The 25,937-nt window shown below is 34.7% G+C and carries 29 protein-coding genes and 1 riboswitch; of the genes, 7 read left to right on the top strand and 22 right to left on the bottom strand.

Features of this window, described 5'->3' with window-relative positions; translation table 11 throughout:
* Nucleotides 1–5: 5 nt before the first annotated feature.
* From J0383_RS21465 to J0383_RS21430, 8 genes are all read right to left on the bottom strand, one after another.
* Nucleotides 6–1,625 carry a PAS domain-containing sensor histidine kinase gene (locus J0383_RS21465; protein ID WP_207295994.1) on the bottom strand — a complete coding sequence of 540 codons (1,620 nt, stop codon included), beginning with the start codon at nt 1,623–1,625 and terminating at the stop codon, nt 6–8.
* Nucleotides 1,626–1,630: 5 nt separating this feature from the next.
* On the bottom strand, nt 1,631–2,644 hold the full coding sequence (locus tag J0383_RS21460) for an ATP-binding protein (protein WP_207295993.1): 1,014 nt from the start codon (nt 2,642–2,644) through the stop codon (nt 1,631–1,633).
* Nucleotides 2,637–3,053 carry an anti-sigma regulatory factor gene (locus J0383_RS21455; protein ID WP_207295992.1) on the bottom strand — a complete coding sequence of 139 codons (417 nt, stop codon included), beginning with the start codon at nt 3,051–3,053 and terminating at the stop codon, nt 2,637–2,639. The genes J0383_RS21460 and J0383_RS21455 overlap by 8 nt, the downstream gene beginning before the upstream one ends.
* Nucleotides 3,034–3,432: an STAS domain-containing protein gene (locus J0383_RS21450; RefSeq protein ID WP_207295991.1), complete on the bottom strand. Its 399-nt coding sequence runs from the start codon at nt 3,430–3,432 to the stop codon at nt 3,034–3,036. Before J0383_RS21450 ends, J0383_RS21455 begins: the two co-directional genes overlap by 20 nt.
* 13 nt (nt 3,433–3,445) lie before the next feature.
* Nucleotides 3,446–4,288 (bottom strand): STAS domain-containing protein, encoded by an 843-nt coding sequence (locus J0383_RS21445; RefSeq protein ID WP_207295990.1) that lies wholly within the window; start codon nt 4,286–4,288, stop codon nt 3,446–3,448.
* 415 nt (nt 4,289–4,703) lie between these two features.
* Complete coding sequence (locus J0383_RS21440; RefSeq protein ID WP_207295989.1) at nt 4,704–5,033, bottom strand: DUF4870 domain-containing protein; 330 nt, start codon at nt 5,031–5,033, stop codon at nt 4,704–4,706.
* Between the two features lie 130 nt (nt 5,034–5,163).
* The gene (locus tag J0383_RS21435) at nt 5,164–5,907 is read right to left on the bottom strand and encodes a LytR/AlgR family response regulator transcription factor (RefSeq protein ID WP_207295988.1); all 744 of its coding nucleotides are present in this window, start codon (nt 5,905–5,907) and stop codon (nt 5,164–5,166) included.
* Nucleotides 5,904–7,916, bottom strand: coding sequence for a sensor histidine kinase (locus tag J0383_RS21430; protein WP_207295987.1), 2,013 nt, complete (start codon nt 7,914–7,916; stop codon nt 5,904–5,906). The genes J0383_RS21435 and J0383_RS21430 overlap by 4 nt, the downstream gene beginning before the upstream one ends.
* A 247-nt stretch (nt 7,917–8,163) precedes the next feature.
* Between J0383_RS21430 and J0383_RS21425 the strand changes: the two genes are divergently transcribed.
* From J0383_RS21425 to J0383_RS21410, 4 genes are read left to right on the top strand one after another with little or no spacing between them, the layout of a single operon-like run.
* The gene (locus J0383_RS21425) at nt 8,164–8,619 is read left to right on the top strand and encodes a hypothetical protein (protein WP_207295986.1); all 456 of its coding nucleotides are present in this window, start codon (nt 8,164–8,166) and stop codon (nt 8,617–8,619) included.
* A gap of 42 nt (nt 8,620–8,661) precedes the next feature.
* Nucleotides 8,662–9,066: a hypothetical protein gene (locus J0383_RS21420; RefSeq protein WP_207295985.1), complete on the top strand. Its 405-nt coding sequence runs from the start codon at nt 8,662–8,664 to the stop codon at nt 9,064–9,066.
* Nucleotides 9,063–9,575, top strand: a complete 513-nt coding sequence (locus J0383_RS21415; protein WP_207295984.1) for a hypothetical protein — start codon at nt 9,063–9,065, stop codon at nt 9,573–9,575. The genes J0383_RS21420 and J0383_RS21415 overlap by 4 nt, the downstream gene beginning before the upstream one ends.
* A 17-nt stretch (nt 9,576–9,592) precedes the next feature.
* Nucleotides 9,593–10,141 carry a hypothetical protein gene (locus J0383_RS21410; protein WP_207295983.1) on the top strand — a complete coding sequence of 183 codons (549 nt, stop codon included), beginning with the start codon at nt 9,593–9,595 and terminating at the stop codon, nt 10,139–10,141.
* Between the two features lie 184 nt (nt 10,142–10,325).
* On the opposite strand, the gene J0383_RS21405 is transcribed toward J0383_RS21410, so the two are convergent.
* The 6 genes from J0383_RS21405 to J0383_RS21380 form a co-directional block, all read right to left on the bottom strand.
* Nucleotides 10,326–10,925 carry a murein L,D-transpeptidase catalytic domain-containing protein gene (locus J0383_RS21405; protein ID WP_207295982.1) on the bottom strand — a complete coding sequence of 200 codons (600 nt, stop codon included), beginning with the start codon at nt 10,923–10,925 and terminating at the stop codon, nt 10,326–10,328.
* 276 nt (nt 10,926–11,201) lie between these two features.
* Nucleotides 11,202–12,014, bottom strand: a complete 813-nt coding sequence (metQ, locus tag J0383_RS21400; RefSeq protein ID WP_207295981.1) for a methionine ABC transporter substrate-binding lipoprotein MetQ — start codon at nt 12,012–12,014, stop codon at nt 11,202–11,204.
* Between the two features lie 40 nt (nt 12,015–12,054).
* Entirely contained in the window at nt 12,055–12,708 is a 654-nt protein-coding gene (locus J0383_RS21395; protein ID WP_207295980.1) for a methionine ABC transporter permease MetI, read from the bottom strand.
* Entirely contained in the window at nt 12,701–13,732 is a 1,032-nt protein-coding gene (gene metN / locus J0383_RS21390) for a methionine ABC transporter ATP-binding protein MetN (RefSeq protein ID WP_207295979.1), read from the bottom strand. The genes J0383_RS21395 and metN overlap by 8 nt, the downstream gene beginning before the upstream one ends.
* 276 nt (nt 13,733–14,008) lie before the next feature.
* Nucleotides 14,009–14,479 carry a cupin domain-containing protein gene (locus tag J0383_RS21385; RefSeq protein ID WP_207295978.1) on the bottom strand — a complete coding sequence of 157 codons (471 nt, stop codon included), beginning with the start codon at nt 14,477–14,479 and terminating at the stop codon, nt 14,009–14,011.
* The gene (locus J0383_RS21380; protein WP_207295977.1) at nt 14,476–15,474 is read right to left on the bottom strand and encodes an NADP-dependent oxidoreductase; all 999 of its coding nucleotides are present in this window, start codon (nt 15,472–15,474) and stop codon (nt 14,476–14,478) included. Before J0383_RS21380 ends, J0383_RS21385 begins: the two co-directional genes overlap by 4 nt.
* A 92-nt stretch (nt 15,475–15,566) precedes the next feature.
* Between J0383_RS21380 and J0383_RS21375 the strand changes: the two genes are divergently transcribed.
* Together J0383_RS21375 and J0383_RS21370 are read left to right on the top strand one after the other, a co-directional pair.
* The gene (locus J0383_RS21375; RefSeq protein ID WP_207295976.1) at nt 15,567–15,944 is read left to right on the top strand and encodes a winged helix-turn-helix transcriptional regulator; all 378 of its coding nucleotides are present in this window, start codon (nt 15,567–15,569) and stop codon (nt 15,942–15,944) included.
* A 253-nt stretch (nt 15,945–16,197) separates the two neighbouring features.
* Entirely contained in the window at nt 16,198–18,120 is a 1,923-nt protein-coding gene (locus J0383_RS21370; protein ID WP_207295975.1) for an RICIN domain-containing protein, read from the top strand.
* A gap of 107 nt (nt 18,121–18,227) precedes the next feature.
* On the opposite strand, the gene J0383_RS21365 is transcribed toward J0383_RS21370, so the two are convergent.
* From J0383_RS21365 to J0383_RS21330, 8 genes are all read right to left on the bottom strand, one after another.
* Nucleotides 18,228–19,700, bottom strand: coding sequence for an aminotransferase class V-fold PLP-dependent enzyme (locus tag J0383_RS21365; protein WP_207295974.1), 1,473 nt, complete (start codon nt 19,698–19,700; stop codon nt 18,228–18,230).
* 57 nt (nt 19,701–19,757) lie between these two features.
* The gene (locus J0383_RS21360) at nt 19,758–20,747 is read right to left on the bottom strand and encodes a TlpA disulfide reductase family protein (protein ID WP_207295973.1); all 990 of its coding nucleotides are present in this window, start codon (nt 20,745–20,747) and stop codon (nt 19,758–19,760) included.
* Nucleotides 20,748–20,988: 241 nt separating this feature from the next.
* Nucleotides 20,989–21,089: riboswitch (SAM riboswitch) on the bottom strand.
* 287 nt (nt 21,090–21,376) lie between these two features.
* Complete coding sequence (locus J0383_RS21355) at nt 21,377–22,462, bottom strand: NAD(P)H-dependent flavin oxidoreductase (RefSeq protein ID WP_207295972.1); 1,086 nt, start codon at nt 22,460–22,462, stop codon at nt 21,377–21,379.
* A gap of 12 nt (nt 22,463–22,474) precedes the next feature.
* Nucleotides 22,475–22,855 carry a nuclear transport factor 2 family protein gene (locus J0383_RS21350; protein WP_239023129.1) on the bottom strand — a complete coding sequence of 127 codons (381 nt, stop codon included), beginning with the start codon at nt 22,853–22,855 and terminating at the stop codon, nt 22,475–22,477.
* 71 nt (nt 22,856–22,926) lie between these two features.
* Entirely contained in the window at nt 22,927–23,661 is a 735-nt protein-coding gene (locus J0383_RS21345) for an SDR family NAD(P)-dependent oxidoreductase (protein ID WP_207295970.1), read from the bottom strand.
* 6 nt (nt 23,662–23,667) lie between these two features.
* Nucleotides 23,668–23,886 (bottom strand): tautomerase family protein, encoded by a 219-nt coding sequence (locus J0383_RS21340; RefSeq protein WP_207295969.1) that lies wholly within the window; start codon nt 23,884–23,886, stop codon nt 23,668–23,670.
* A gap of 4 nt (nt 23,887–23,890) precedes the next feature.
* Nucleotides 23,891–24,445 (bottom strand): YceI family protein, encoded by a 555-nt coding sequence (locus J0383_RS21335; RefSeq protein ID WP_207295968.1) that lies wholly within the window; start codon nt 24,443–24,445, stop codon nt 23,891–23,893.
* Nucleotides 24,446–24,757: 312 nt separating this feature from the next.
* Nucleotides 24,758–25,330 carry a Crp/Fnr family transcriptional regulator gene (locus J0383_RS21330; RefSeq protein WP_207295967.1) on the bottom strand — a complete coding sequence of 191 codons (573 nt, stop codon included), beginning with the start codon at nt 25,328–25,330 and terminating at the stop codon, nt 24,758–24,760.
* A gap of 163 nt (nt 25,331–25,493) precedes the next feature.
* Between J0383_RS21330 and J0383_RS21325 the strand changes: the two genes are divergently transcribed.
* A complete protein-coding gene (locus J0383_RS21325) occupies nt 25,494–25,895 on the top strand; it encodes a DoxX family protein (protein ID WP_207295966.1) in 402 nt (133 codons plus the stop codon).
* Nucleotides 25,896–25,937: the final 42 nt, after the last annotated feature.

The raw sequence follows: 25,937 nt of genomic DNA, 5'->3' as shown, positions 1-25,937 counted from the left end.
ATTTTCTATTTTTTAGGAAGGTAAATCCAGAATGTGGTTCCTTCTCCGGGCTTACTGCTGAAATTAATCATACCGTTGTGATTTTCAATAATTCTGCGGCATAAAGCAAGTCCTATCCCGTTTCCACCGTATTGGTCACGTTCGTGCAGACGCTGGAACATGTCGAAAATCCTTTCGGAATATTTGCTGTCCATTCCAATTCCGTTATCAGCAATTGATATAACATGATAATTTTCTGCCGAAGTTACTAAGTTTACATCCTTAGGAACATCTTCGTAGGATACGGTAACGGTTGGCAGTGAAGTATTAAATTTAAGTGCATTATTAATCAGATTGTAAAATAACTGACGCAGCTGTGTATCAAGTCCAGGCACCACTGGCAGCGGATTTACATTTATAATCGCATTTTTTTCTTCGATTACCATACTTAAATCTGCCAATACTTCCTGAAGAACATCATTTAAATCGACTGGTTCAAAATATTGTTCTTTGTTTTCTATTCTAGAATAATTAAGAACATCTGTAATTAGATTGGATAATCTTCCAGCTGCCAAAGTGATTCGGTCAAAGTAATATTTTTTCTTTTGATCTTCACTTAAATGTTCTCCCGCTCGAGAAAGCATAATCATAATTTTTCGAAGCGGTTCCTGAAGATCATGGCTCGCTATATAGGCAAATTGTTCTAATTCTTTATTTTTGAAACGCAGTTTGGAGTTTGCACTTTCAAGTTCACGCTGAATGGCTTTAAGTTCTGTATTGTCTTTCAGCGTTTCAACGATCATTTTCTGCGCATTTATATCTACAAAATAGACTAACCAGCTAGTAAAACTGCCGTCTTCTGCTTTGTTTGGAATAATGGAAACCAAGTGCCAGATATAATCTTGGCCTTTTTTAATTCTGGCTTCTCCAATATAATCTGATTTGTTTTGTTTGGCTTTGTTCCAGCCTTCCAAAATTTCTTCTATATCTTGAGAATGAACAAAATTTCCCAGCGTTTTTTTATCAAAAATAAGTAATGGCAGGCTAAGATAGTTTTCCAATGACTCATTCACCAGCAGTACATTATTGCGCTCGTTAACTACGCAAATTAATACTGGAATTGTATTGGCCAATCGCTTGTACTTATTCTCGCTTTCAGCCAGTTTTTCAGAAAGTGCAATAAGTTCTATATTTTTCTTTCTAATTTCATCATACGGAGATAAAGGCGGTTCAAATTTAAAGTAATCTATTAGGCTTTTTATCTTAGTTTCAGAAAGAAGCCCCGGCGCTGTTACCGGCTGGCTTATTTTGGTTACCGACTGATTATTCGCATAACTATATTCGATATGTCCCGAAATTTTAGAAGCATAATTGAAAGCTTCTGGACTGCAGCTTTTTAAATCTACAGTATCTGTAATAACGGCTACAATTTCTTTTTGGGTTGCTTTAATAATATTAATCCCCAATACAAGCAGAGAATCAGTTCCTTTCGCAATAGAACATCTGGCAATCTCAGAAACAGCTGTCGAAAATCTCGTCTGGAAAGAAGACGGCATCCCGCACATTTCAGCAATTTTCATACACCGTTTATGGGCCAGAATTAAGTCCATTTCGTTGTCAAGGTTTATTTGAATAATCTCTTTCATCGCATTTAGATTATTTTACCAACCAAAATTGTAGCATCGTCAGTTCCTCTTATATTTTCTTTAAATAAAGAAGCCGCTATAATTCCCGGGCTTTGCTTAAAAATTGAAGTTAAATCGTTTAAATTCCATCTTGTACGTAATCCATCACTGTGCATAACAATAATCTGATGTTTTTTAAAAGGTACAATGGTGCTGTTTAAAGTACGCGGAATATTATGTCCAATAATTCCGTTATAAGCTGTATAGGTTTTATTCTCTAAACCGGTATAAATGCGGGTATTAATATTTCCAATCCCACAAATATTCCATACTTCAGCTTTATAATCTACTGAAGCTATTGTTGCTACCAATCCTCTGGTTTTCTTTACTTTAGAATGTATTTCTCTCAGCACTTCTGTGGGATTCCATTCAATTGTTTGTCTAAAAACTTTAATTGCGGCTTCAACGGCTTCATTTGCACTTTCGCCATGACCTAGTCCATCTCCCACAAAGATCTGAAAACCTTTGCTAGAATGTTTTACATAATACCCATCTCCGCATAATTTTTCACCTGGATAATTAACAGCAATTGTTGTGTAATTAAGTACGTTTTTAAGTAAAGGAGGATTAAATTCTGATGTTTCACAGATTTTAACATATTGAACACAGCCCCAGTTTTTAATGGAATAAATTTGGAAGTCATTGCTCAATCGTTTAATTGAGCCTAATCCATGTCCGAGTGTATTGGAAGAAGAATAGCCATCGTTCATTATTTTGGCTACATTGTCAAATCCAACGCCATTATCGAGACAGTAAATCTCTATAAGGTTTTGATCATTTTCTACATGAGCTCTGTATAAAAGCTCTCCGCCACTGGCGTATTTAATTAAGTTTGAAGTTAATTCTGCAACAATAATATCCGTTTCGGCAGCCCTGTGAGCGCTAAAACCTATTTGAAGGGCAAGATTGTGTATTTCTCTTTTTATAAAAGCAATTAGACTTCTATCGTCTATTTTATAAGTGGAAAACGTATTATCCATTTTTCCATTTTGTTATAGTAACGGTAGTACCGCTTCCTAGTTCTGATTTAATGTCAAATTCATTGACAAGTCTTTTTGTTCCCGGCAAACCTAATCCAAGGCTTTTTCCTGTGCTGTAACCATCTTTCATAGCCAGACTAATATCTGCAATACCCGGACCATTATCAATAAAAGTTACGCGCACGCCATTTTCACGGCCATTACTAACCGATTCTATAATGACTTTTCCGCCTCCTCCGTATTTCAGAAGATTACGAACGAGTTCACTGGTTGCCGTAATTAATTTGGTTTGATTAAGAATACTCATACCAACCCTAACGCCGTACTCTTTTACACGGTTGCGCAATGGTACAACGTCTTGTTCTTTTACAATAAGAGCTTCTTCTTTACTATTCGTTATCGTCGTCATACTCCTGCTCTTCGTTATCGCTTATGTGCATTTTTGAGCGAAGTAAATCCATACCTTTTTCTACATTTAGGGCACTTATAACTCCATTTAGGGACAAACCAAGTTCAACCAATGTAATAGCAACTGCTGGCTGCATTCCTACTACAACTGTTTGTGCATCTAATATTTTTGACATTACAGCTATGTTTCCTAAAATACGTCCCATAAACGAATCGATAATAGAAACTGCTGATATATCAATTAATACGCCTTTTGAACTATGTTTACTAATGGTATTTATTAAGTCTGACTCCAAATTTTCTGCCAGCTGGTCGTACAAATCGACTTGTATGGTAACCAGCAGAAAATCCCCCATTTTTAGTATAGGAATTCTTTCCATATTCTTAAAAATCTTATTCTACAATTTTCTTTCTTTTCACAACATTCAATTGCAACATTTCGAAAGCAGTTTGTAAAGCACTTGCAAGAGATGCTTTAGTAGTAATACCGCTTAAATCGATTCCTAAGTGAACTACTGTTTGTGCAATTTCTGGACGAATACCGCTTATGATACATTCTGCTCCCATTAAGCGGGTTGCACTTACAGTTTTAATAAGATGCTGTGCTACTAGAGAATCTACCGCAGGAACACCAGAAATATCCAAAATAGCAATTGAACTTCCTGTGTCAACAATTTGCTGTAAAAGGCTTTCCATTACAGTCTGAGTTCTTGAACTGTCTAAAGTCCCAATAATTGGCAGGGCTACAATGCCGTCCCAAACTGCAATAACTGGAGTTGAAATTTCGCTGATTTCATCGATTTGTCTGGCAATTACATCTTCTCTTCCTTTCATAAAGGCTTCAAAAGTCATAATCATCATGTTATCTAAAATCGCATTTAATTTTAAATTGGCATCATAAAGCTGCGCTGGATCTTTTATCAATTCAGACAAGACTTTCGAACAAGCTTCTTTAAAAGATATTAAATATTGAGCATTTTCTCTTGGTGAAAATCCACGTTTTCCTCTCGATGAAGAGATTCCCACAATAAGATCTTGAACTTTTTCGAGTTCATTAGAATTTTCGAATTTTTCATCAGATTTTGACAAAGCAGTTAAAAAGAGTGAAGCAAATTCTTTTGACTCTTCTTCTTCCATTGCTCCATCGGTAGATCCACTATCTAAAAGAATTTGAGACCATATCGTTAATAATTTGTTTTCGTGCTCTTTCAAGTCGCCCAGTAAGTTGTTTTGCATTTGGATTTTGTTTGGATTGTTCTTTAACAAATATATGATTTTAAATTGATTTTCGGAAAACATTTGTTAAAACGTAATAAATTAAAAATTAACACTTTATTCGTAAATATGGTTTTTTAACATTTTATAATCAAAATAATGTTAAAAAAATTGCAAAAAACTAGAAATCTAAAAAACGCAAAAAGAGACAATGATAATTGTCTCTTCCTTGATTATGAATCAAATTCAAAATTTTTATGGCAGAAAAATGCCGGTTAAAAAAAGCATTTTAGTTTTCTTTTAAAGTAGACTACAAGTTAAAAGGAAATTGGCATCTAAAATGATTTCTTAACATTATCTCATGGCAAAAAAATGCTTTTGTGAGAATAATGTGCTATCCAAAAAAATTAAAAAATCTAAATAAAGGTAAAATTGGTTAGTTTATAAAATCAAATTTGTCTTCAAACATTTTACCGATTACAGGAATAGGTTTCTTCTGCTCATTTGCCGCATTGATAATTCCAAAAATCCATAAGATTAAAAAGGCATAACCCACAAAACTTAAAAAATAAAGAGAAGGTACTATTGACAAAACAATTGAAAGGATAACATTGACAGCAAATGTCAATAGGAAAATTCCAAATCCTTGTTTTAAATGATAAATGACAAGATCGCTTTTTGGCGTTTCATCTTTGCTTTTTACAAAAGCTATAATCCAGCCAATAATGGTTACATAGCTCAGGATTGATAAGGTTTTATTATTCATGGTTGTCTGTATTTTATACGAACAAAAATAAATACAAGAGATGTAAGCCAAAACGATTATTTTGTTATTGGTAGTTTCCAATTGGCATTGGTAGTAATTGACTATTTAAACTGTCAACAGGCATTCAAAATTAGACTTCATCTTTCATCAATTTAAAAAAGGATTCTTTTTTTCCTCTCGAAATTGGCACTGAAGATTTATCAGACATCATAATCATTCCTTCACGAGAATAACTTAAAATTGCATTTACATTAATTAAATGCGACTGATGCACTCGGAAAAACAAAGGCGGCAGCAGAATGTCTTCGTAATTTTTAAGTGGTTTCGAAACCATAATTTTTCGGCCGTCAATCAAGAAAAATGTCGTGTATGAACCCGAGGTTTCGCATCGTAAAATCTGATCCAATTTTACCACATACATCGCTTCTTGGGTGGGTAGAACCAGTCGGTCAGGGGTTTTAGAAAGATTGGTCTGCAATTCGGTAATCTGCTGCTTTTCGAAAACTCGTTCCTGCAGGATTTCAATACGATCTATAGCGGCTTTTAATTCCTGCGGATCAATTGGTTTCAGAAGATAATCGACTGCGCTGTATTTAAATGCATTGATTGCATGCTGTTCGTAAGCAGTCGTGAATATGAGATGAAACGAATTAAAAGAAATCTGCTGCAAAACATCAAATCCAGTTCCGTCTTTGAGCATAATATCCATAAAAACCAAATCAGGTTTTAATCGGTCAATTATCTTTTTCGCTTCTTCCACTGTTTCTGCATATCCAACAATCTGGACGCTGTCTCCAGAAACCATTTCGAGCATAATCGACAACGCTTCTCGCAAACGGTGTTCGTCTTCAATAATTATGGTTTTGTATATCATGATAGTATCGGAATATTAATAATTACCACACACCCGTGTGTATCGGTTACAGGATCTTTTTCGCTTACTGTAAAACCTGCGTTTGGGCTTTCCTTCTGCATTATAGACAATCTTTCATCTGTAATCGTAGTCGAAAGTGATTGATGAGTTTCGTTGATTTTTATTTTTCTGGAAGCGGTTAATCCAATTCCGTTATCTGTAATGGTACAGATTAAAGTGCGCTGTTCTTCATCTTCTTTAAAATAAATTTCGATAAGTCCGCGTACATTATTTTCTTGTGGTTTTAAACCATGTTCTACCGCATTTTCTATAAAAGGCTGAATCAATAAGGGTGGAATTAAGATATCTGTTTCTACATTCGCATCACATTCAATTTTATAATCAAATCCGTTGTTTAAGCGAAGCTGCTGCAGTTCGATGTAATTTTGCAGTGTATTAATTTCTTCTTCAAGAGAAATGGTTTCTTTTCGGGATTGTTCTAAAATCTGTCTCGTCAGTTTGGCAAATTTATTCAGATAAGAAACTGCCGGAAGCGTATCTTTTTGCAAAATCATACTCTGGATATTTCCCAAAGCATTAAAAATAAAATGAGGGTCCATTTGAGAACGGAGTAATCTTCTTTCTAATGACAATCTTGCCGACAGGTTTTCGATGGTTTCTTTCTCCATCAATTGGATTTTAAGTTCGTTATGAACCTGTTCCTGCTTTAGAAGGTCTTCTCTATTCTGATAATATCTTTGACGATAATGATACGATCGAAACATGAAAACCAATCCAATTAATAAAACACCCGCTATTCCGTAACCTAATAACTTATTTTTCTGTTCGAGTCCATTTTCGAGTTCAAGCTGTTTGATTCTTTCTGCTTTTTTGGAAGATTCGTATCTCGCATCAGCATTCTGAAGCATCGATTGCGCAGATTCTTTATATTTTAATTGATTGTATTTTGTAAAAGAGGTATCGTATGCATAATACGCTTCAAAATCTCCCCGCTTTACCGCAACATCTTTGAGAGAATTGTAAAAAGCTGCCATGAGATAATTATCAGTATACGGAAGGCTTTGCTGGTATTTTATTCCGTTTATAAACAAAAGTTCGGCTCTTAGATAATCTCCTTTTTGAGTAAAATAATACCCTTCAAGACCAATTGCGCTTCTAAAAATAATCTTCACATTGTATTTTTTGGCAATGGCGGTCGCTTTTTCTAGATTCGATAAAAAGGCTTTTTCGTTAATCGGTTTTGGGCCTTTCGTATAAAGATCGGCCAGGTTTACATAGGCGATTCCGATAGTACTTTTACTGACGATTTTATCGGCATTTTTTTCGGCTAAAGAAACAGTTTCCAGAAAAAACTTCATTGCCCTTTGCCATTCCTCTTTTCCTTCAGATTCAAGTTTATCACTTAAGAAACTTCCAAAAGCAAGTCTAGCGAATAATTGACTTTCGGGATCACCTGATTTTGAAGCGTGAGCCAATGCCTCTCTGGCGTATTTTTCTTCTTTTTCTGGAGAAGCTGGATAAAAGAGATACGAAATATCGGCAGCAATTTTAGCACATTGATCGTGTGCATTTTCTTTGGAAAATAATGTATATGCTTCCAGCAGATAGTTTATTGCCTGAGATTTGTCGTCTATATACGATTTTAAAGAACCCATTGCTGCAGATGCAAATGCTTTGGCTCTGCTACTAGTTCCTTTTTGTGCCAGATCGTACGACATATCGGCATAATGGATAAACTCTTTTAGATGCAGTAGTTTTCTCTGGGTAAGCGCTAAGTAAGCATAACAAATTGCCTCATCTTCTTTGCTATTGTTTTTTTTAGCCAGACGAAGTTCTTGTTTTTGTATTTTAATACTCGCCGTTGTGTCCGAAAAACGTTTGGCAAATCCTTCTTCAGCCATTTTCTCTACGGCAGAAATCTGAGCCTGAATTACAGTTGTAATAAAGAAGAAAAACAGCAGTACAATTCGCTTTTGTTTTTTGAAATTTATCGTGAAATTTTGTGGCATACATAGTGGTAATTACCGCCAAAGTACAAATTGCGTTCAGACTGACCAAACATTTTGGTATTGTTTTTAATGTATAAAAGTCTTGCTTACAAGTGCTTAAAATCAGTTGAGACGCCCTGTGTTTCCTGATATATTTCAGAATTAACCAAATAAAAACCTAAACCATCCGTATGCCAATTTGCGATTGCCAATACTTTTGGTATGAAGTAATCTTGTTATACTAAATTATTTTAAAATCAGAAATATTATGAACAAGAAAATTCTTTCATTCTTATTAATTAGTTTCCTTTTCCTCACACAGATTACATACGCACAGCTGGAAGAAAAACGCACTAAAGTGGAGATTACAGTTAAAGACGGAAATAAAACGATTACCGTTCCTGTACGTACAGCTACAGTGTCTTTTACAAAAGGAATTGCCTCTCAAGATCCATTAGATAAAACCGATAACCGAAATTATTATCTAACGGTTGATTTTGAAAAACAAGATACAAACTTGCTTCGTGCTTTTGCATCCCATAAAAATGGACTTGATGGACAAATTACGATGATTGACACTTTTGGAAAACTTCCAACTAGAAAATTTGAGTTTAAAGGCGGAAAACTAGATAGTTTAAGCGATCAGCTTTCGGCGGATTATACTAGTTCGTACTACTCTATTTACTGTAACCTTTTGATTATTGACGGTGTAACAATTGAATAAATGGAATTGAAGTATTTTACAAAATCCGGAAATCAATTTATCATGAAACGCGATTATAGTTTTGCGCTGCTTATTAGTATTGCGCTCGCCATTTTTGCCGGAGCGGGAATATGGATTAAGGAAATGGCGATGTTTTGGATTTTCGGGATTTTGTCTGTTTTAAGTCTAATATCCATTTGGTCAAAACAAATCATTATTGATTTAGAGCGAAAGGAAATTATCGTAAAAATTGGATTGATTGGAAAACCGTTTCCAATTCCGTTTGAGGATTTTCAAAATTTTGAATTAGTGAGAATCAAACAGTATTTATTGACCACCAATACGTCTTTAAACATCCAATACTTAAAAAACGGAAAAGAAAAATCTGCCATGATTGCACAAGGATTTACGAGTAAATCTATGCAGAATCTGGCCAACGAAATTGATGAAATTATACACGGCGTATGAAAATCTGGGAAAAATATAATTTACAAGAAACGTCAGACCATCTTATTTTTCAACCTTTTAAACCGCTGCAAAAACTTTCGCAGTGGTTTTTAATTGGAATTTTTATAGTTGCCATACTATTTCCTTTATTACGAAGTTATGTTGATGCAGTTGTATTGTATTCTGTTTATATATTGCTGGGATATTTCTTTCTTCACAGTTTGTACGATATTCTGATTAGGGCAAAAATTACATATACATTTGACCTTAAAGAAAAATCAATCTATCGTGAAAGTCCTATTTCTAAAAAGAGAAAAATACTAAAACTCGAAGAAGCTGTTATCTTTGTAAGTTCCGAAATGGGAAGCTGGCATTATAGTATTGGCGCACGAAAAAGCCAATTTGTAAAAAGTTATAGCATTAGTGAAAACTTTAGTTCGGGCAAAAAAAGCGATCGAAAACAAGCTGAATATGAAAATCAGATTCTGGTGAAAATTCAAAATATGATCGACACTTCTACAACCATGTAACATCAATTAATTTAAATATGAAAATTCAGAAAATCATCGCCTTAGTATTTGTATCAACCTTATTGTTTTCATGTAATTTTTTTACTGACAATTCTCCAGAAAGAGTTTTTGAACTTATTGGTTTAAATGCCAACAAGATTCCTAAAAGTTTTGAACGTGTTTTTAAAGAATATTATCAGCAGAAACAAAACGGAACACTGCAAGCTCTTGCTGAGGATCAAAAATCGATGCGTAATTCTAACTGTGTAGATGCGGTTAATTTTTATTATGGAAATACTTTTAAAGAAGACATTAAAAAAATAAATGCTCTAAGCAAAACAGAAGAAACTGAACCGATTATCAAAGCTGCAATTGATATGTTTGAATATGCCCAAAACATACAAACAAATGATTTTCCTAAAATTGCTAAAATGATCGATGATGGAAAAAGCGAAGAAGAAGTTCTGCATGCCGCAAAAGAACTCGACAACGCAAAAGGAATGGAACTCGACAAAAAATACGAAAAAGTAATGAGTCTTTTATTACCTTATGCTGATAAACACGGCGTGGAGTATAAGAAGTTTTAATTTTAGTTAGAAGTTATGAGTTAGGAGTTATGGGTTATGGGTTGCCATGATCTAAAACTTCTAACTTCTAACTCATAACTTCTAACTCATAACTCATAACTTCCAACTCTTAACTCATAACTCATAACTTCGAACTTCCAACTCTTAACTCATAACTCATAACTTCGAACTTCCAACCCCCAACTCAATAATAAATATTCAAAATTATTTTCGATTTCGAATTGTCAATAATTTTTTCCAATTTTTTAAAGAAAGCTTCACTTACCATAGGACAGCCATGACTATTTGAAATGTAATACTCCTGCTCTTCATTTGGAACAGCAGAATAAGAATGAAGTACAATAGCTCTTTTTAAAGCGTTGCTATTAGATTCGTTTAAACCTTCTAATTTGTAGGATTTGCCAAACATCCCTTTATAGGAACTTCCTACTACATAATTTCCCAGAGAAGTACATTTAGAATTAGGTTCATTGCTGAATTTAAGCTCTCCCCTTACATTGGTTTCAGAACCCACACCATTTGCTACAAGACCTTGTTCTATAATTTCGTTACTTTCTAGATCATAAACAAAAAACCGGTTTTTTCCAGACTTAATTCTCATATCAATAAAAAAGGCAATCTTGGTATTATACGCTTTATTTTTAGCAATAACAGCTTTTACATCGGTAAGCTGTATACTTAAACGTTCCATTTCTGGAGATAATGGAGGTGTTTCTATTTTGTTTTCATTTGGAACACCCCAAAAACCAATCATTAAAAACAAAATAAGGCTAAAGTTTTTCATAAAAATTGTTCTTAGAATTAACAGAACAAAGTTCCAACTTCAACCAAACAAAAATTACCCTAAGAAGACTGATTAACAACAAAATAAGACTATTTTTAAAACAAAAAAAAGACAGATAATAACAATCATCTGTCTTTTTTGTTTTAGGTGTCAAGTGTCAAGTTTCAAGTTTCAGGTTTCAGGTTTCAAGTTAAACTCATAACTTATAACTCATAACTTACAACTCATAACTTATAACTTATAACTCATAACTCATAACCCATAACTCATAACTATTTACCAACCTTTTACAGCCCCACCTTTAAATTCACGTTCAGCTGCTTTTTCAACTTCTGGAGATTGAAAAGCCTGTAAAAACTGTTTTACTTTTTCTTCATTTTTATTGTCTTCACGGCTTACCACAAGATTTACATAAGGTGAATCTTTATCTTCTACAAATAAAGCATCACGAGAAGGAACCAAACCTGCTGCAGAAGCAAATGTATTATTGATAATCGCAATAGAAACATTGGCATCGTCTAAGGCACGAGGTAATTGAGGCGCTTCTAATTCTAATATTTTCAAGTTTTTAGGATTGCTGACAATATCAGTTACTTTTGGTAGTAAACCAACACCGTCTTTTAATTTTAATAAACCATTTTTCTGTAAAAGCAATAACGAACGGCCTCCGTTTGTTGGATCATTTGGAATAATAACCGTGCTTTCGTTTTTCAACTCAGCAAGCGTTTTTATCTTTTTAGAATAAGCTGCAATTGGATACACAAATGTATTACCAATAATAGCCAATTTGTAACCTCTTTGTTTAGACTGTTCATCTAAATACGGTTTGTGCTGAAAAGCATTTGCATCAATATCGCCTTGGCTTAAAGCTTCATTTGGAATTACATAATCGTTGAAAGAAACCAATTCAACTTCCAATCCGAATTTTTCTTTTGCCACTTTTTTAGCGGCTTCAGCTACTTTTAATTCTGGTCCCGAAGCTACTCCTACTTTTATAAAGTGCGGATCATTCTTTTTACTATTTCCGCAGTTTGATAAAACTAGTGCCAATGCCAAAACCCCAGCCGTTTTTAAAATATTTAATTTCATACTATTTTTAATTTTTAATTCTAAATTTTTAATTGAATGTTTATCTGTGATCGAATCTTTTTGATAATCTGTCTCCTGCAAACTGAATCACGAAAACCAGAATAACTAATAATGCTAGAACAGAATTCATCGTCAAAGCATCGTAACCAATATATCCATATTGATATCCTACTTGTCCTAATCCGCCTGCACCAACGGCACCTCCCATAGCAGAATATCCTACAAGCGTAATTAAAGTAATAGAGGCTGCATTAATTAAAGAAGGCAACGCTTCTGGCAATAAAACTTTATATACAATTTGAAAAGGCGTTGCGCCTAAAGCTCTTGCCGCTTCTATTAATCCTGATGGAAGGCTTAACAAACTGTTTTCAACCAAACGGGCAATAAAGGGCGCTGCACCAATACTTAACGGAACTAAAGCAGCACTTACACCAATTGAAGTACCCACAATGGCACGCGTAAACGGAATCATCCAAACGATTAAAATGATAAACGGAATCGAACGAAATACATTTACCACAACTGATAAAGTTCGGTTTAAAACAGGCTGTTCTAAAATTTGATTTTTACGGGTAAGGAAAAGCAAAATTCCAGTTGGAAGTCCCAATAAAAAACCAAAAAAGCCCGATACAAAAGTCATAACAATGGTTTCCCATGTTCCTTTTAACAATAAATCTATAAGAGAATCAGACATAACCTATAATTTCTGTTTTAATATGCTTTGAATTAAAATATTGAATTGCCGCGTCATAGTTTTCGCGTTTTCCTGAAAGTTCAATTAACATGACGCCAAAATTTACCTCGCCTGCCTGATCCATTTGTGCGCTTATAATTTTGAAATCAGTATCGAACAGTCTTGAAACTTCAGAAATAACAGGTTCATTCACTGATTTGCCAGTCATTTCCAGTTTCAATAACGGATTCAGATTTCCATTATCTTCTTTTTGTAATTTATCTTCATAAACACTTGGAATTTCTAAATGCAGTGATGATGAAATGAACTCTTTTGTTAATTCATGTTTTGGATCGGCAAAAATTTCGCCTACACTTCCCTGCTCTATTAATTTCCCGTGGCTGATTACAGCAACTTCATCGCAGATCGATTTTACAACTTCCATTTGATGGGTAATCAACAAAACTGTAATGTTCAGACGTTTATTAATGTCTTTCAAAAGGTTTAAAATAGATCGTGTAGTCGCAGGATCAAGTGCACTTGTAGCTTCGTCGCATAAAAGTACTTTTGGATTATTGGCTAGCGTTCTGGCAATTGCAACCCTCTGTTTTTGCCCGCCCGAAAGACTTGCCGGATAATCATTTGCTTTTTCGGCCAAACCAACTAATTGCAGTAGTTCTAATACACGTGTTTTAATTTCGCTTTTAGGAGTTCCTGCTAATTCTAATGGAAAAGCCACATTATCGAAAACAGTTCTTGAAGAAAGCAGATTGAAATGCTGAAAAATCATTCCTATTTGTCTTCTTTCAATAGCCAGCTCAGCGTTTGATAACTGCATTAAAGCTTTTCCATCAACAATAATTTCTCCTGATGTGGGTCTTTCCAATAAATTGACACAACGGATTAAAGTACTTTTTCCGGCACCAGAAGTTCCAATAACACCAAATATTTTTCCTGGCGGAACGGTTAGCGAAACATCAGACAAAGCCGAAACAATTCGGTCTTTCTGATGAAACGTTTTGGTTACATTTTTTAATTCAATCATTTTATATTCAGATTTGCGAAACAAAAAAGCTTTTCAAACATTCATGAAAAGCTTTTTGAAATAATATCGTTTTTATAGAGAAGCCTTCTAAATGAATTACATAACTGTATTACAGCACATCATGGTACCGCAGTTATAATAATTCTTCATATTCAGACTGTTATTTCTCATTGTTGCTGCAAATTTAAATAGTTAATTTTAATTTTTATATAAAAATCCTTAAAACTTTTATTAGCCTATCAATATGGTAGACTAAAAATCTAAATTACCTAGTTTTTAAGCTGTTTTAGCGTCGAGTAAAACAGCCAATTGAATACATGGCAAATCGGAACGATTGCTCCACGCATGATTCGTTCCGCGTTGAATTACGATATCTCCTGCCTTCAATAAAGTTTCTCCTTCCTCAACAATCAAATAAATTTCTCCCGAAATGATAATAATATAATCTAAAGTATCCGTTTGATGCATTAACGGATGAGGCTGGCCTTCAGGTGCAACGATTCCTAAATGTTTATCTGGCGGAATTTGTACATACCGAAAATAACTTCCGTTTTTAGGTGTACTGGGAAAAGCAGTATTTTCAATAACTTTTTCTTCAAAATTAGCTGGAGTGCTGTCAGTTGACCAAATATCTGAAATTATCAATCCGGGAAAATGTTCTGAGACATTGGTAACAATTTCATCCTGTTCTATAATTGATTTTCCATTTCGTATTCCGGTTACAACTCTTCTTGGTATTGTTTTCATTTTTTGTTAATCTGCATTATTAGTTTTCTTCCGCCTGTTTTATTCTCTCGCAAAATGGTCAGTGCTTTAGTAACCGTTTCGGCATCCAGTTCTCCGACAATAGAAATATTTGGCGGACTAATTAATTCTTTTTCTAATAAATGGCTCAATTCTGTCAATCCGTTTTTATAATAGTCATATTGTTTTTCAATTCCATAAGCATAATTGGAAATATTGTAAATAGTTGCTCCTCTTGAAAAAAGAATCCCACGAGATTCTGGGGTTGAAAAATTTGTAACATCAACATAAACCCCGTTTATTTTTAAAAGTTTTGCTGCAATTTCAGCAACTTGATTTCCAACGAAATCGACAGCAATATCAAACTTTTGCTTTTTGTTTAAAGCAAGAGCTGTTTCGTAAATGTCATCTTTTTTGTAATTGATGATTTGCTCTTGCTTTACGCAGAGATGCAGTAAAGAAGTAATACTTTCCTCATTTCCGGCTGTAACCACGAAATTGGTAAAACCTTTAGCAATAAGCAGTTTAATAAAAATATTTCCTACACCTCCAGCCGCGCCTGTAATTACTATTGAATTGGTTACAGAAACATTCATTCGTTTAAAAGCCTGCAAAGCGGTAAGTCCGGCTGATGGAATTCCGGCTGCTGCTTCAAAAGAAATATTTTGAGGTTTCATAACGGCAATGTTTTCTGGAACACAAATATATTCGGCGTATGTTCCGTTGGAACCCATACTTCCCGATCCGCAGAAAACAGCATCGCCAATTTTAAAATCGGTTACTGCTGTACCAATTTCTGTTATAATTCCCGAAAATTCTCGGCCCAGAATTGGCGAATGAATGAGCTTTCTTTCTGAACCGTTTTCCGTCATTTGATAATCTATCGGATTAAAACCTGAAGCCATAATCCTTACTTGAATCTGATGACTTTCGGGCAATGGAATTTCTACTGTTTCCAGTTTAAACTCACGATTTTCCTGTAATACTATTGCTTTCATTTTTATCTTTTTAGTTTACAAAAATATGGCTGTAATATTCTATTTTTGTTATGGGTTAACCTAAGGTAACCGGTTACCAAAGAGAAACTAGTATGGCAAAAATTAATGATAACGGGGTACTTCGCGAAGCCAATTGTTCTGAAGAACTTATGGCAATGCGTGACAGTCTTGATGTTTTAGGTGGAAAATGGAAATTGATGATTTTAAGGTTTTTAACCAATAGAACGCATCAGGTGATCCATTTTAAAAAAATGCAGCGCGAAATTGACGGCATTTCGGCTAAAATGCTCAGCAAAGAACTTAAAGAATTAGAAACCAATTTGCTTATCTCCAGAACAGAGCAAGATACTAAACCAGCAACAGTAGTTTATGCTATTACCGAATATGGCAAATCGGTACTTCCAGTTACAGAAACCTTAGTCAATTGGGGATTGGCACACCGAGAAAAAATTATAGAATCCCTAAAATGATATCTCGCTGTTAATTCAAATTTAGAATTGCAGCTTTACTTCTGTAAATCCCCGTGATGTAAAAAACAATTTCTTTCTCAAGACTCTTCTCTATTTTTCTAATTATATAAGCTTGTTGATATTAGCAAAACTTAACAAGAAAAATAATAAACACAATCGGTTGTTTAAATCACTTAAATTTTTAAATTAGCAGTAAAAAACTTACTCATAGTGAGGAAGTATTATTTACTAACTAATTAAAACCATTTAAGTTATGAAAAGATTTAAAAAATTACTTTTTCTATTTTTAGTGTTTTTTCCTCTTACGCAATTGTTTGCGTGGCCAGGAATGCCATTGCCTCCTCTGCATGTTGAAGGCAAAAATTTAAAAGATCCCTGCGGAAAAAATGTATTACTGCATGGCGTTGCCATAACCCCGAGTCCTTGGTTTAATGGCTGCTCGTATAACCAATGCCGTTGGGATAATTATAATGTTCAAGGCTGTCTGAATTATAATAATGCTGTTATGGATGCGCTTACAAATACCAGTAACGGATGGAAATTAAATTATATAAGACTTCATATTGATCCATATTGGACAAATACACCTGGATGTTCAGCAGGGGAAAATAATATTTCATGTTTTGACTATAATAGATTGGTAACTTATGTAAATCAAGTCATAATTCCTTTAATTAATCATGCCAGAAGCAGAGGATTGTATGTTGTCCTTCGTCCTCCAGGAGTATGTCCTAATCGAATTGCATTTGGTGACAACTACCACAATTATTTAAGAACTGTGTGGCAGTTTTTATCAAACCATCCAAATTTAAAGAATGTAGATAATGTGATGTTTGAATTAGCCAATGAACCAATAGAAATACTGGGAACAAATGGAAATTGGGGTGCAACTGGCGATGAGCATTTTGCCGCTTTACATAATTTCTTTCAAGATTTAGTAAATAAGATTAGAGCGAATGGTGCAAATAATGTTTGCTGGATACCAGGAACAGGATATCAATCTCATTACCAAGGATATCCAAATCATTTGATTACAGGAGGTAATATCGGTTATGCAGTTCATGTTTATCCGGGATATTGGGGAGCAAATGCAGAAAACACGACCAGTTTTAATAATGCCTGGAATGCCAATGTGCAGCCAATTGCTAATATAGCCCCTATTATGATCACCGAAACAGATTGGTCTCCTTCTGGCGACCAAACATGGGGTACGGGTACAACAAGCGGTTTTGGTCTGAATTTGAAAGGCAGAATTGATGCTACCGGAAATTGCAGTTGGAATTTGCTTGCTCCAGAAGGGCTGATAACCAATGCAGATCCATATAATGTTACAACTGCTTTTAACAACAGCTGGGAATCTTGCGCTGCGCCAGTTAAACAGTGGTTTTCTGAATATGCAAACAATAATATCCCATCGCAAAGCTGCAACACATTAATAAACAATACTGTTTATGAAATTGAATTTAAAACAAACTCAAATAAAGTCCTAGATCTTAAATATGGAACTAATGCAAATGGTACTGTAATCCGTCCTTGGGATAGATCAGGTGCAACTGCGCAGCAATGGATTGCTATTGATGCTGGAAACGGCTATTGGCGTTTTAAATCAAATGCAAGTTCCACAGGACGTGTAATCGATCTTGAAAGTGCAGATGCAACAAATGGAAAATCGATACGACTTTGGGATAATTATAGCAATGATGCTCAGAAATGGCTGGTAACCGATGTTGGCAATGGCTATTACAGCATAAAATCAGCAGTAGATACATCAAAAGGCTGGGACACTGCCAATTGTAATATGGATGGTACAGCAAATCTTCAGCTCTGGGAATATTACGGAACTTCATGCCAATTATTTAAGTTCAATAAAGTTGGAACTACTGAAAAAAGCGCCATTACTAAAAATATTTCACCCAATACTGATGAAATCTCTACTGATGTGCAAGTATATCCTAATCCATCAAAAGGCGGTGAATTTAATATTTATTTCCCTTCGCCATCAGATGAAAATTATTCTCTAGCCGTTTATTCAAGTGGCGGCGAGCTATTATACGAAACCAAAAATCTAAAATCGAATACTAATCAAGCCGTTAAAACTAGACTTCCTAAAGGAGTATATTTGGCTAAGATTTCTCAAAATTCGACCGCAACAACCAAAAAGATTGTAATTGAATAGAACAATACTTATAGATTTAAGATTAACTTTATAGTCATATTCATCATTATTTGTTGAATACAAAAACCACTATTTAAAATTAAAATAGTGGTTTTCTTTTTTACTAACTAACTTAACTTAAACCATTTTTTTACCTCTTTTTCGATAGTATCTTTTATTTGAGGATTTTCAAACTCATTAGAAACGGGATTATACTCATAATCCTTTTTCCATTTTTTATAATTTAAAGCTACTTTTTCAATCGCATCGCAGATATAAAAAAGTTCTTCATTACTCATAATTGGATGCAATGATAAACGAACCCAGCCTGGCTTATTGGTTTGATTTCGCTGCAGTAGTTCATTCGTAATTTCAGCAGATTTCTTTTCATTGATGTTGAAGAGATAGTGCGCGTATGTGCTTGCACAAGACCATCCGCCGCGAACCTGAATTCCAAAACGATCATTTAAAAGTCTAACAATCAAATTATAATGAATATCTTCAATTACAAAAGAAACACAGCCAATACGCTCTGTAGTTAAATCTCCCAAAATAGATAGTCCTTGTATTCGTTGAAGTCTAGAAAAACAAAGATCAAGTAATTCTTTTTCTCTGTTTTTAATATTCTCCACACCCATCTTTTCTTTTAATTCTAAAGCCAAAGCGGTTCTGATTACCTGAAGAAAACCCGGAGTACCGCCATCTTCTCTAACTTCTATAACATCGCTGTAGCAGTATTTTCCCAACGGATTGGTCCATTTTACATTTCCTCCGCCTGGATTATCAGGAAAATCAGATTGGTATAATTTTTCATTGAAAACCAAAATACCGCAGGTTCCTGGTCCGCCTAAAAACTTGTGAGGTGAAAAGAAAATCGCATCTAATTGTTCTTCAGGATTTTTTGGATGCATATCAATTTTAACATACGGAGCCGAAGCTGCAAAATCGACAAAGCAAAGTCCGCCGTTTTGGTGCATGATTTTAGCTAATTCATGATACGGCGTAATAATTCCCGTAACATTCGAGCAAGCCGTAAACGAACCGATTTTTATACTTCTTCCAGCATATTTTTTAATTTCCTCCGAAAGAACTTTTGGATCAACCAAATTGTTTTCATCAGGAGGAAGAATGACTACTTCAGCATTGGTTTCATACCACGAAACCTGATTAGAATGATGTTCCATATGCGTGATAAAAACTACAGGCCGGTCTTCTTCTGATTTTGTTCGAAGAGCCATGATACGCTGCAGTTTAGACAACGCTGCTGTCATTCCGCTTCCAGTTGTTACCAGAACATCTAATTCGCTGGCATTAACCGATTTTTTAATAATGTCTCTAGCATGCTGATAGGCATGTGTAGATGTTTTTCCTGTTTGACTTGAAAGTGAATGCGTGTTGGCAATCATTGGACCAATTTTATTAAGCATTATATCTTCGATCGGGGCGTATAACCTTCCGCTGGCAACCCAGTCTGCATACACTAGATTTTGTTCTCCGTAAACCGATTCGAAAGTATGGTTAATTCCTACGGTGTTTTCTCTAAACTTAGAAAAGTAACACTCAGGTTCTGTTGGTTTTGTTGTTGGCTCAATAGCATTCATATCCTTATCATTTTTAATTAACTAAATTGTATTGTCGTTATTTCTTTTGGATTGGTTTTAGATTTTATTCTCCAAAAGACTTTTTAATGTAGATTGTAATTCTTCTCCATGCAGGTTTTTGGCAACGATTACTCCTTTAGGATCAATTAAATAATTGCCAGGAATTGCTCGCACACCATATAATTTAGCAACAGTGCTATTCCAGAAAAGCAAATCAGAAACGTGTGTCCATGTTAAATTATCGTCTTGAATTCCTTTAACCCAATTTTCTTTCTTTTTATCCAATGAAATTGCCACAATATTGAATCCTTTATCATGAAATTCTTTGTAGGCTGCCACAATATTCGGATTCTCTTTTCGGCATGGCCCGCACCAAGAAGCCCAAAAATCGACCAAAGTATATCCTTTTAAATTGTCATAAAGGCGAACTGGTTTTCCATCAGGATCATTGGCAGTAAAATCAGGGGCTTTTTTACCAACAGCTAATCCGTCTAAAACGGTAACCAGTTCTTTTAGTTCTTTCACATAAGTAATGTTTTGAAGGCTTTTGTCTAATAGAGCAATATTTTGTGTAATCTGCTCTGGAGATAATCGATACGACCAGTTTCTATACAGCACATAAGCCGAAACAATAGATTTTGGATTTTCTGTTATGAATTTGCTGATTTCAACATCTTTGGTCTTTTTATAGGTTTCGAACAAATCCTGAGAAGCCGAACCTTCAACCACAGAAGCAGTATAATACTTCTTCGGACTTAATTTTACTGTGATTGGGTCTTTCTCAAGGAAAATATACAATGGCGAACTTTCTGTATTGACGCTTAATCCATACAATTCTGGCGTTTTTACTTTTGTTTTAAAACTAAAATTTCCGTCTTTTACTTTTACCGAATCAATCGTGGTAAACATTTTATTGTGAAATTTTTGCAGGTAAACATATTGTACTAAAGTGTCGGCAACTGTTCCTTTTAATTGTAAATTGTTTTCTTGAGCCTGAGTTTGAAAAACTCCAAGAAATAAAGCAAAACCTAATAGTATTTTTTTCATTTTATTTTTAGTTTTAGATTAGACAAAAGGATTTCGGGCTAATGTCAAAAAGCCATCAGCGTATGATATTAAAAAAGAAAATCTAAGTAAAAATTAGTGCTTTCGCATTCGGAAAACCGCCAGACTATTTTCTTCGAAAATTAAATTTAAAAGTTCGTATCCTGCGTACAAAGTCGATTCTGTTTTCATTTTAATACATTTTTAATATCGATGATCTTAAACAGATTTTCTGAAAAAATCTTTCTTATCTGTCCGCATGCAGCGGAAGGATTTAGCACCTTATTCGGCAACAGGTTGCTAAGACTTCACTGGGCCTATTCCCTCAGTCTTTCTGGATAAGTATCATTATATAATTTTTCTGTGATACAAATATATATTAATTCTACCGAATTAGTCAAGTTTAAAATAAGTTTTTTTTGTTTTTATTGAAAAGAGATTGATTAAAAGAATCCAAACACCTATAATTAAAGCAATTATACAAAAATATAAATTTGAGAATTTCATCATTTTATAATGTAAATTCATGTATCAACCTCAATATAATGAGCCAATTTGATTTTGTATGATAGTAAAAAAAACTCATTTCATAACCGAAATGAGTTTGTCTTGTTAAAATTTACAATTCTAGTTTATGATTTTAATCCATCAAAATAGGCTGTTGTTTCTTCAATCAAAGCATTCATCAAGGCAGCTGCTTTAGTATGTTTTAAAATTGGCGAAATCTGACCGCCCCAAAATAAAATCATGTCCCATTTCTGCTGTTCGATTGCCGCTTTTCGTAACGGTGCAATAAAAGTAGTTTGAAGCGGGAAAGGTAAATATCCAAATTCTTTACCTGTCATTTCTTTGGCGACACGGCTGGTTAAACCACGCCCGAGTCTTCCTGTATAAGCTCGTGATAAAGTAGTATATTTAGCTGCATCAGAAAACAACATCTCCTTGTGAATAGGCAAAGCGTTTGATTCATCAGTTGCTAAAAAAGCCGTTCCAATCTGCGCTGCACTTGCGCCTAGTGTTAAAGCTGCTGCAATTCCTTTTCCGTCTGCGATACCGCCGGCTGCAATAATTGGCGTTTTTATTTTTTCGCGCATTAACTGCAGTAATACAAAAGTTCCTGTTACAGATGATTCTGCATCAGTTAAAAAAGAAGGACGATGTCCGCCAGCTTCAAAACCAGACGCTATAATCATATCCACTCCGGCATTGTCTAAAAATATGGCTTCGTCTAAGGTAGTTGCTGCTCCTACTGTTACAATTCCAGATCTACGGCATTGTTCTAAAACATCAGCTGAAGGCACGCCAAACATAAAACTGAAAACTTTTGGACGAATGTCTAAAATTACCTGTAATTGGTTTTCAAATCGGGATTGAAAAGGGGCTGGTTTTTCTGGCAGCGGAATTCCAGCTTCATCATAATAAGGTTTGAATAAAGCCGCCGTTTTATCGAACTCTTCATCTGTTAAACCCGACTGTGGAATATCGTGATCTGAAACCCAAAGGTTGATATTATACGGTTTATTGGTTGCCTTTTTTATTTGTTTATCAATTTCAAAAATTTCCTGCGGTGTATTGGTGTAGGCTCCGTAACCGCCCAATCCGCCAGCGTTAGAAACCGCTGCTGTCAGCTCAACTGTTGATAGATTGCCGCCAAAAGGTCCCTGAAGAATTGGATAATCGATTCCTAATAGTTCCGATGCTTTTGTATTGTACCACATGAGTGAAGATTTTTAGTTATTGCTTACGTCTGTGAGCATTTTATTTACGATAAGCCATTGTCCGTTTATCTTATGGAAAGATAAAAAATCCCGATAATTAAAGTCGTACATTTTAACATTTAATTCCGCTACAGCGATAGAATTGACTACTCGTATATCAATAATTTCACCTTTAAAAGGTTTACCTGAATCTTTAGGACTTTGTCGGTTTTTAACACCATCTAAATACAAATCAACTGTTTTAAAGTAAGGCTGATTTTTGACATCTCCAAAAAGGAAAGTTCCGGGCTGCAAAATGCTTCCCAAGAGCATTTCATCACCTTCATAAATTCCTTTAAAATAATAATTTTCTATTGCGTTGGTAATTGCTTTTACCGCTTCCTGATTTTCCATTGTACTTGTATTTTGAGCTTTTATGCCCTGAAAACTCCAGAGCATAAAAGCTGTTATTAATAGTTTTCAACTTAGTTTAAATTGTGTCCGGCAGCTTTTCCTCCATCGACATTGATAATTGTTCCAGTAATAAAATTACTAGTGGCAACGGTATAGACCATTTCGGCAACATCATCAATCTCCCCTACTCGGTTTAGTAAATGAAGTCCTGCACTGGAATCGGCATTGTCACCATGCATTGGCGTGCGAATTACACCCGGCGCAACAGTATTTACACGGATATTTTGTTTTCCAAATTCGGCCGCTAACTGAATGGTTAAAGCATGGATAGCGCCTTTACTCGCAATGGGAGCAGTAGCCGGCCATCCGCCTAAACCGTGATTCACAAGTGGTGTTACAATATTGATTACCACACCGTCTTTTTGTTGTAACATTTGCGGTATAACGGACTGAGTTGTAAAATAAGTTCCTTTTAGATTTGTTTTTAAAAACTTATCCAGATAGGCTTCATCAACTTCCAGAAAAGGTTTGCTTTCGAAAATTCCGGCATTATTGATTAATACATCGATAGAACCAAATTTTTGAATTGCAATTGCTGCCAATTTTTCTCCGGTTGCTTTTTGGCTTACATCTCCTGCAGACATAGCCAGATTATCTCCTGCTCCTAATTCGGCGAAAGCTTTCTCCAAAGTATCTTCATTCAATGCATTGATAACTACGTTATGTCCTTTTTCTAAAAAATATTTTGCGATTCCTTTTCCAATTCCCGAAGCGGCTCCGGTTACGATTATAGTTTGTTTTTTCATGATGTTTTATTTTTTATCGGCTGTAATGCCTTTTTCTCTTAATACTGATACTTGTTCGCCTGCATAACCCCAATCGTCGAGTTCGATTTCCTGAATTACAATATGGGTTAAATGTGGGTCTTTGTTTAATACTTCGGTAATCAAATTGGTAATACCGCTTATTAACTGCTGTTTCTGCTCGCGGGTAACGCCTTCGCGGGTCAGTTCTAGTTTTACGTAAGGCATGATCTTAGTTTTGAGATTGTCCAGAAAAAACAGCTTCGGCATTGATTGTAAAATCAAGTTCAAAGTCGTTGTAGATTAAAGTGTCTCCCAGATCTTTAAAGAAGTTTCCAGATCTGAATTTGATGTCGTAAAGTGTACGGTCAATTACCAGTTTTCCTGATAAAGCTGCAGTGTTTGCTTGGTTTTGCAGTGATACTTCAAATCCAGCAGGATGCGTGATATCTTTTATAGTCAGATTTCCTTCCAGATAAAAATTACCATTTAAAAGTTCTTTTACATTTAGAATTTCAAAAGATGCGGTTGGGAATTTTTCTATTGAGAAAAAATCATCAGAAGCAAGATGTCCGGCAAACTGTGCATTAGCTGCAGCATCACTTATATCTAAGATTTTGATTGAGGTTGTATCGATTACTACATTTCCTCCTTTTATTTTTCCATCACTAAAGATGAAATTTCCATTTTTGATACCAATTGTACCATTATGTGCGCCGGTTACTTTTCTTCCGATCCAATCGATGCTGCTTTCTGAGCTTACGATGATATAATTTATTGTTTCCATTTTTATTGTATTTAAAAGTACAATACAAAGGAACGGTAGTTGTCAAAATTGGTTACGTGATGTAGATCACATTCGTTTTTTTGAGTGGCAAAGGTTTAAAGGGACAAAGTTGCAGAGGTTTTTATATCAGCTGTTTTGGTCTCTCGCAGATTTTGCAGATTTATACAGATACAAATTATCAGCTCAATCTGCAAAATCTGCGAGAGCATACATACTTTAAGTCTTTGCGAGAATCACAATCTGTTTAATCAGCTTAAATCAGCCTAATCTGCGTGAAACAAAACCATATAAATAGTTATCTGCAGCAAAAAACTACGAATTATGAAGTCTGCTTAAAGTTTCTCTGGAAACGCCTAAATAAGCGGCAATTAAATGTTTGGGAACGAGATTGTATAATTGCGGATATAAGGCCAAAAGTTCTTCGTAACGGGTTTTGACATTATTATTCATAAAGGATAAAAGTCGTTTTTGAGAAGCGATATAACCTTTATTGGTTCTCCAGCGAAAGAAATGTTCTATCTGGTGAAACTCAGCGCAGAGTTTTTCGCGGTCTTCGCTGGAAAGACACAAAACCTCAGCATCGGTAATGCAATCTACATTTATAGAAGCCGGAGTTTGATTGTAGAGTGCATTGTAATCAGAAGCCCACCAGGTTGGCATGGCAAACTGAAGAATGTACATTTTGATTTCGTCATTAATAAAGAAGGTTTTCAAACAGCCTGAAATTACAAAATATTCATGGTTTACATTATCTCCCACGCCAATAATGGTCTGACCTTTTTTGAAAGACAAGGGTTTAAAATGAGAATAAAAGTAATCAAACTCTTCTTGTGTGAGTGATACGGTTTTCGAAATATGTTCTTTTAAAATGGCTTTGGCTTCCATCCTTAAAATAAAAATGTTTTAGTTCTGTAAAGTTATTAAATCAGATGAACTTACAGATTGTCTATTTCAGAAATCGATTTGTCCGTTTCACCTAATTTATGATATGAAATCGATCGCCATTGACGCAATTTTGTCCTGTTTAACAACTTAAAAATTTAAAATCATGAATGCAAAAACAACAAAAATTATTTATTGGACAGGAATTATTTTAACTTCTTTATGGTTTGGTGCCAGCGGATTTTTTGAATTGACAACCAACAAACTGGTATGGGAAATTACACAGCTTTTAGGATATCCAGCACATTTTATTTACATATTGGGTGTAATGAAAATTTCGGGAGTTATTACGCTTTTAATTCCAAACCGATTATTACGCTTAAAAGAATGGGTATTTGCCGGAATATTTTTTGACATCATATTCGCTTTCTTTTCAAAACTAGCTGTTTTAGGTTTTGGTGCAACAACAGATGCTATTATTGCTTTTGTTATGGTTAGCGTAACGTATGCTATGTTTAGAAGATTATACAGCGTTACTTACATTCTTAATCCGAAGGACGAGAAATAAAAAGCTTAGAAAAGTTTCAATGAAAAATAATCAGATCTTTTG

Source organism: Flavobacterium endoglycinae (assembly GCF_017352115.1).
Taxonomy (GTDB): Bacteria; Bacteroidota; Bacteroidia; order Flavobacteriales; family Flavobacteriaceae; genus Flavobacterium; species Flavobacterium endoglycinae.
This window is presented reverse-complemented; position numbering and strand designations above follow the sequence as displayed.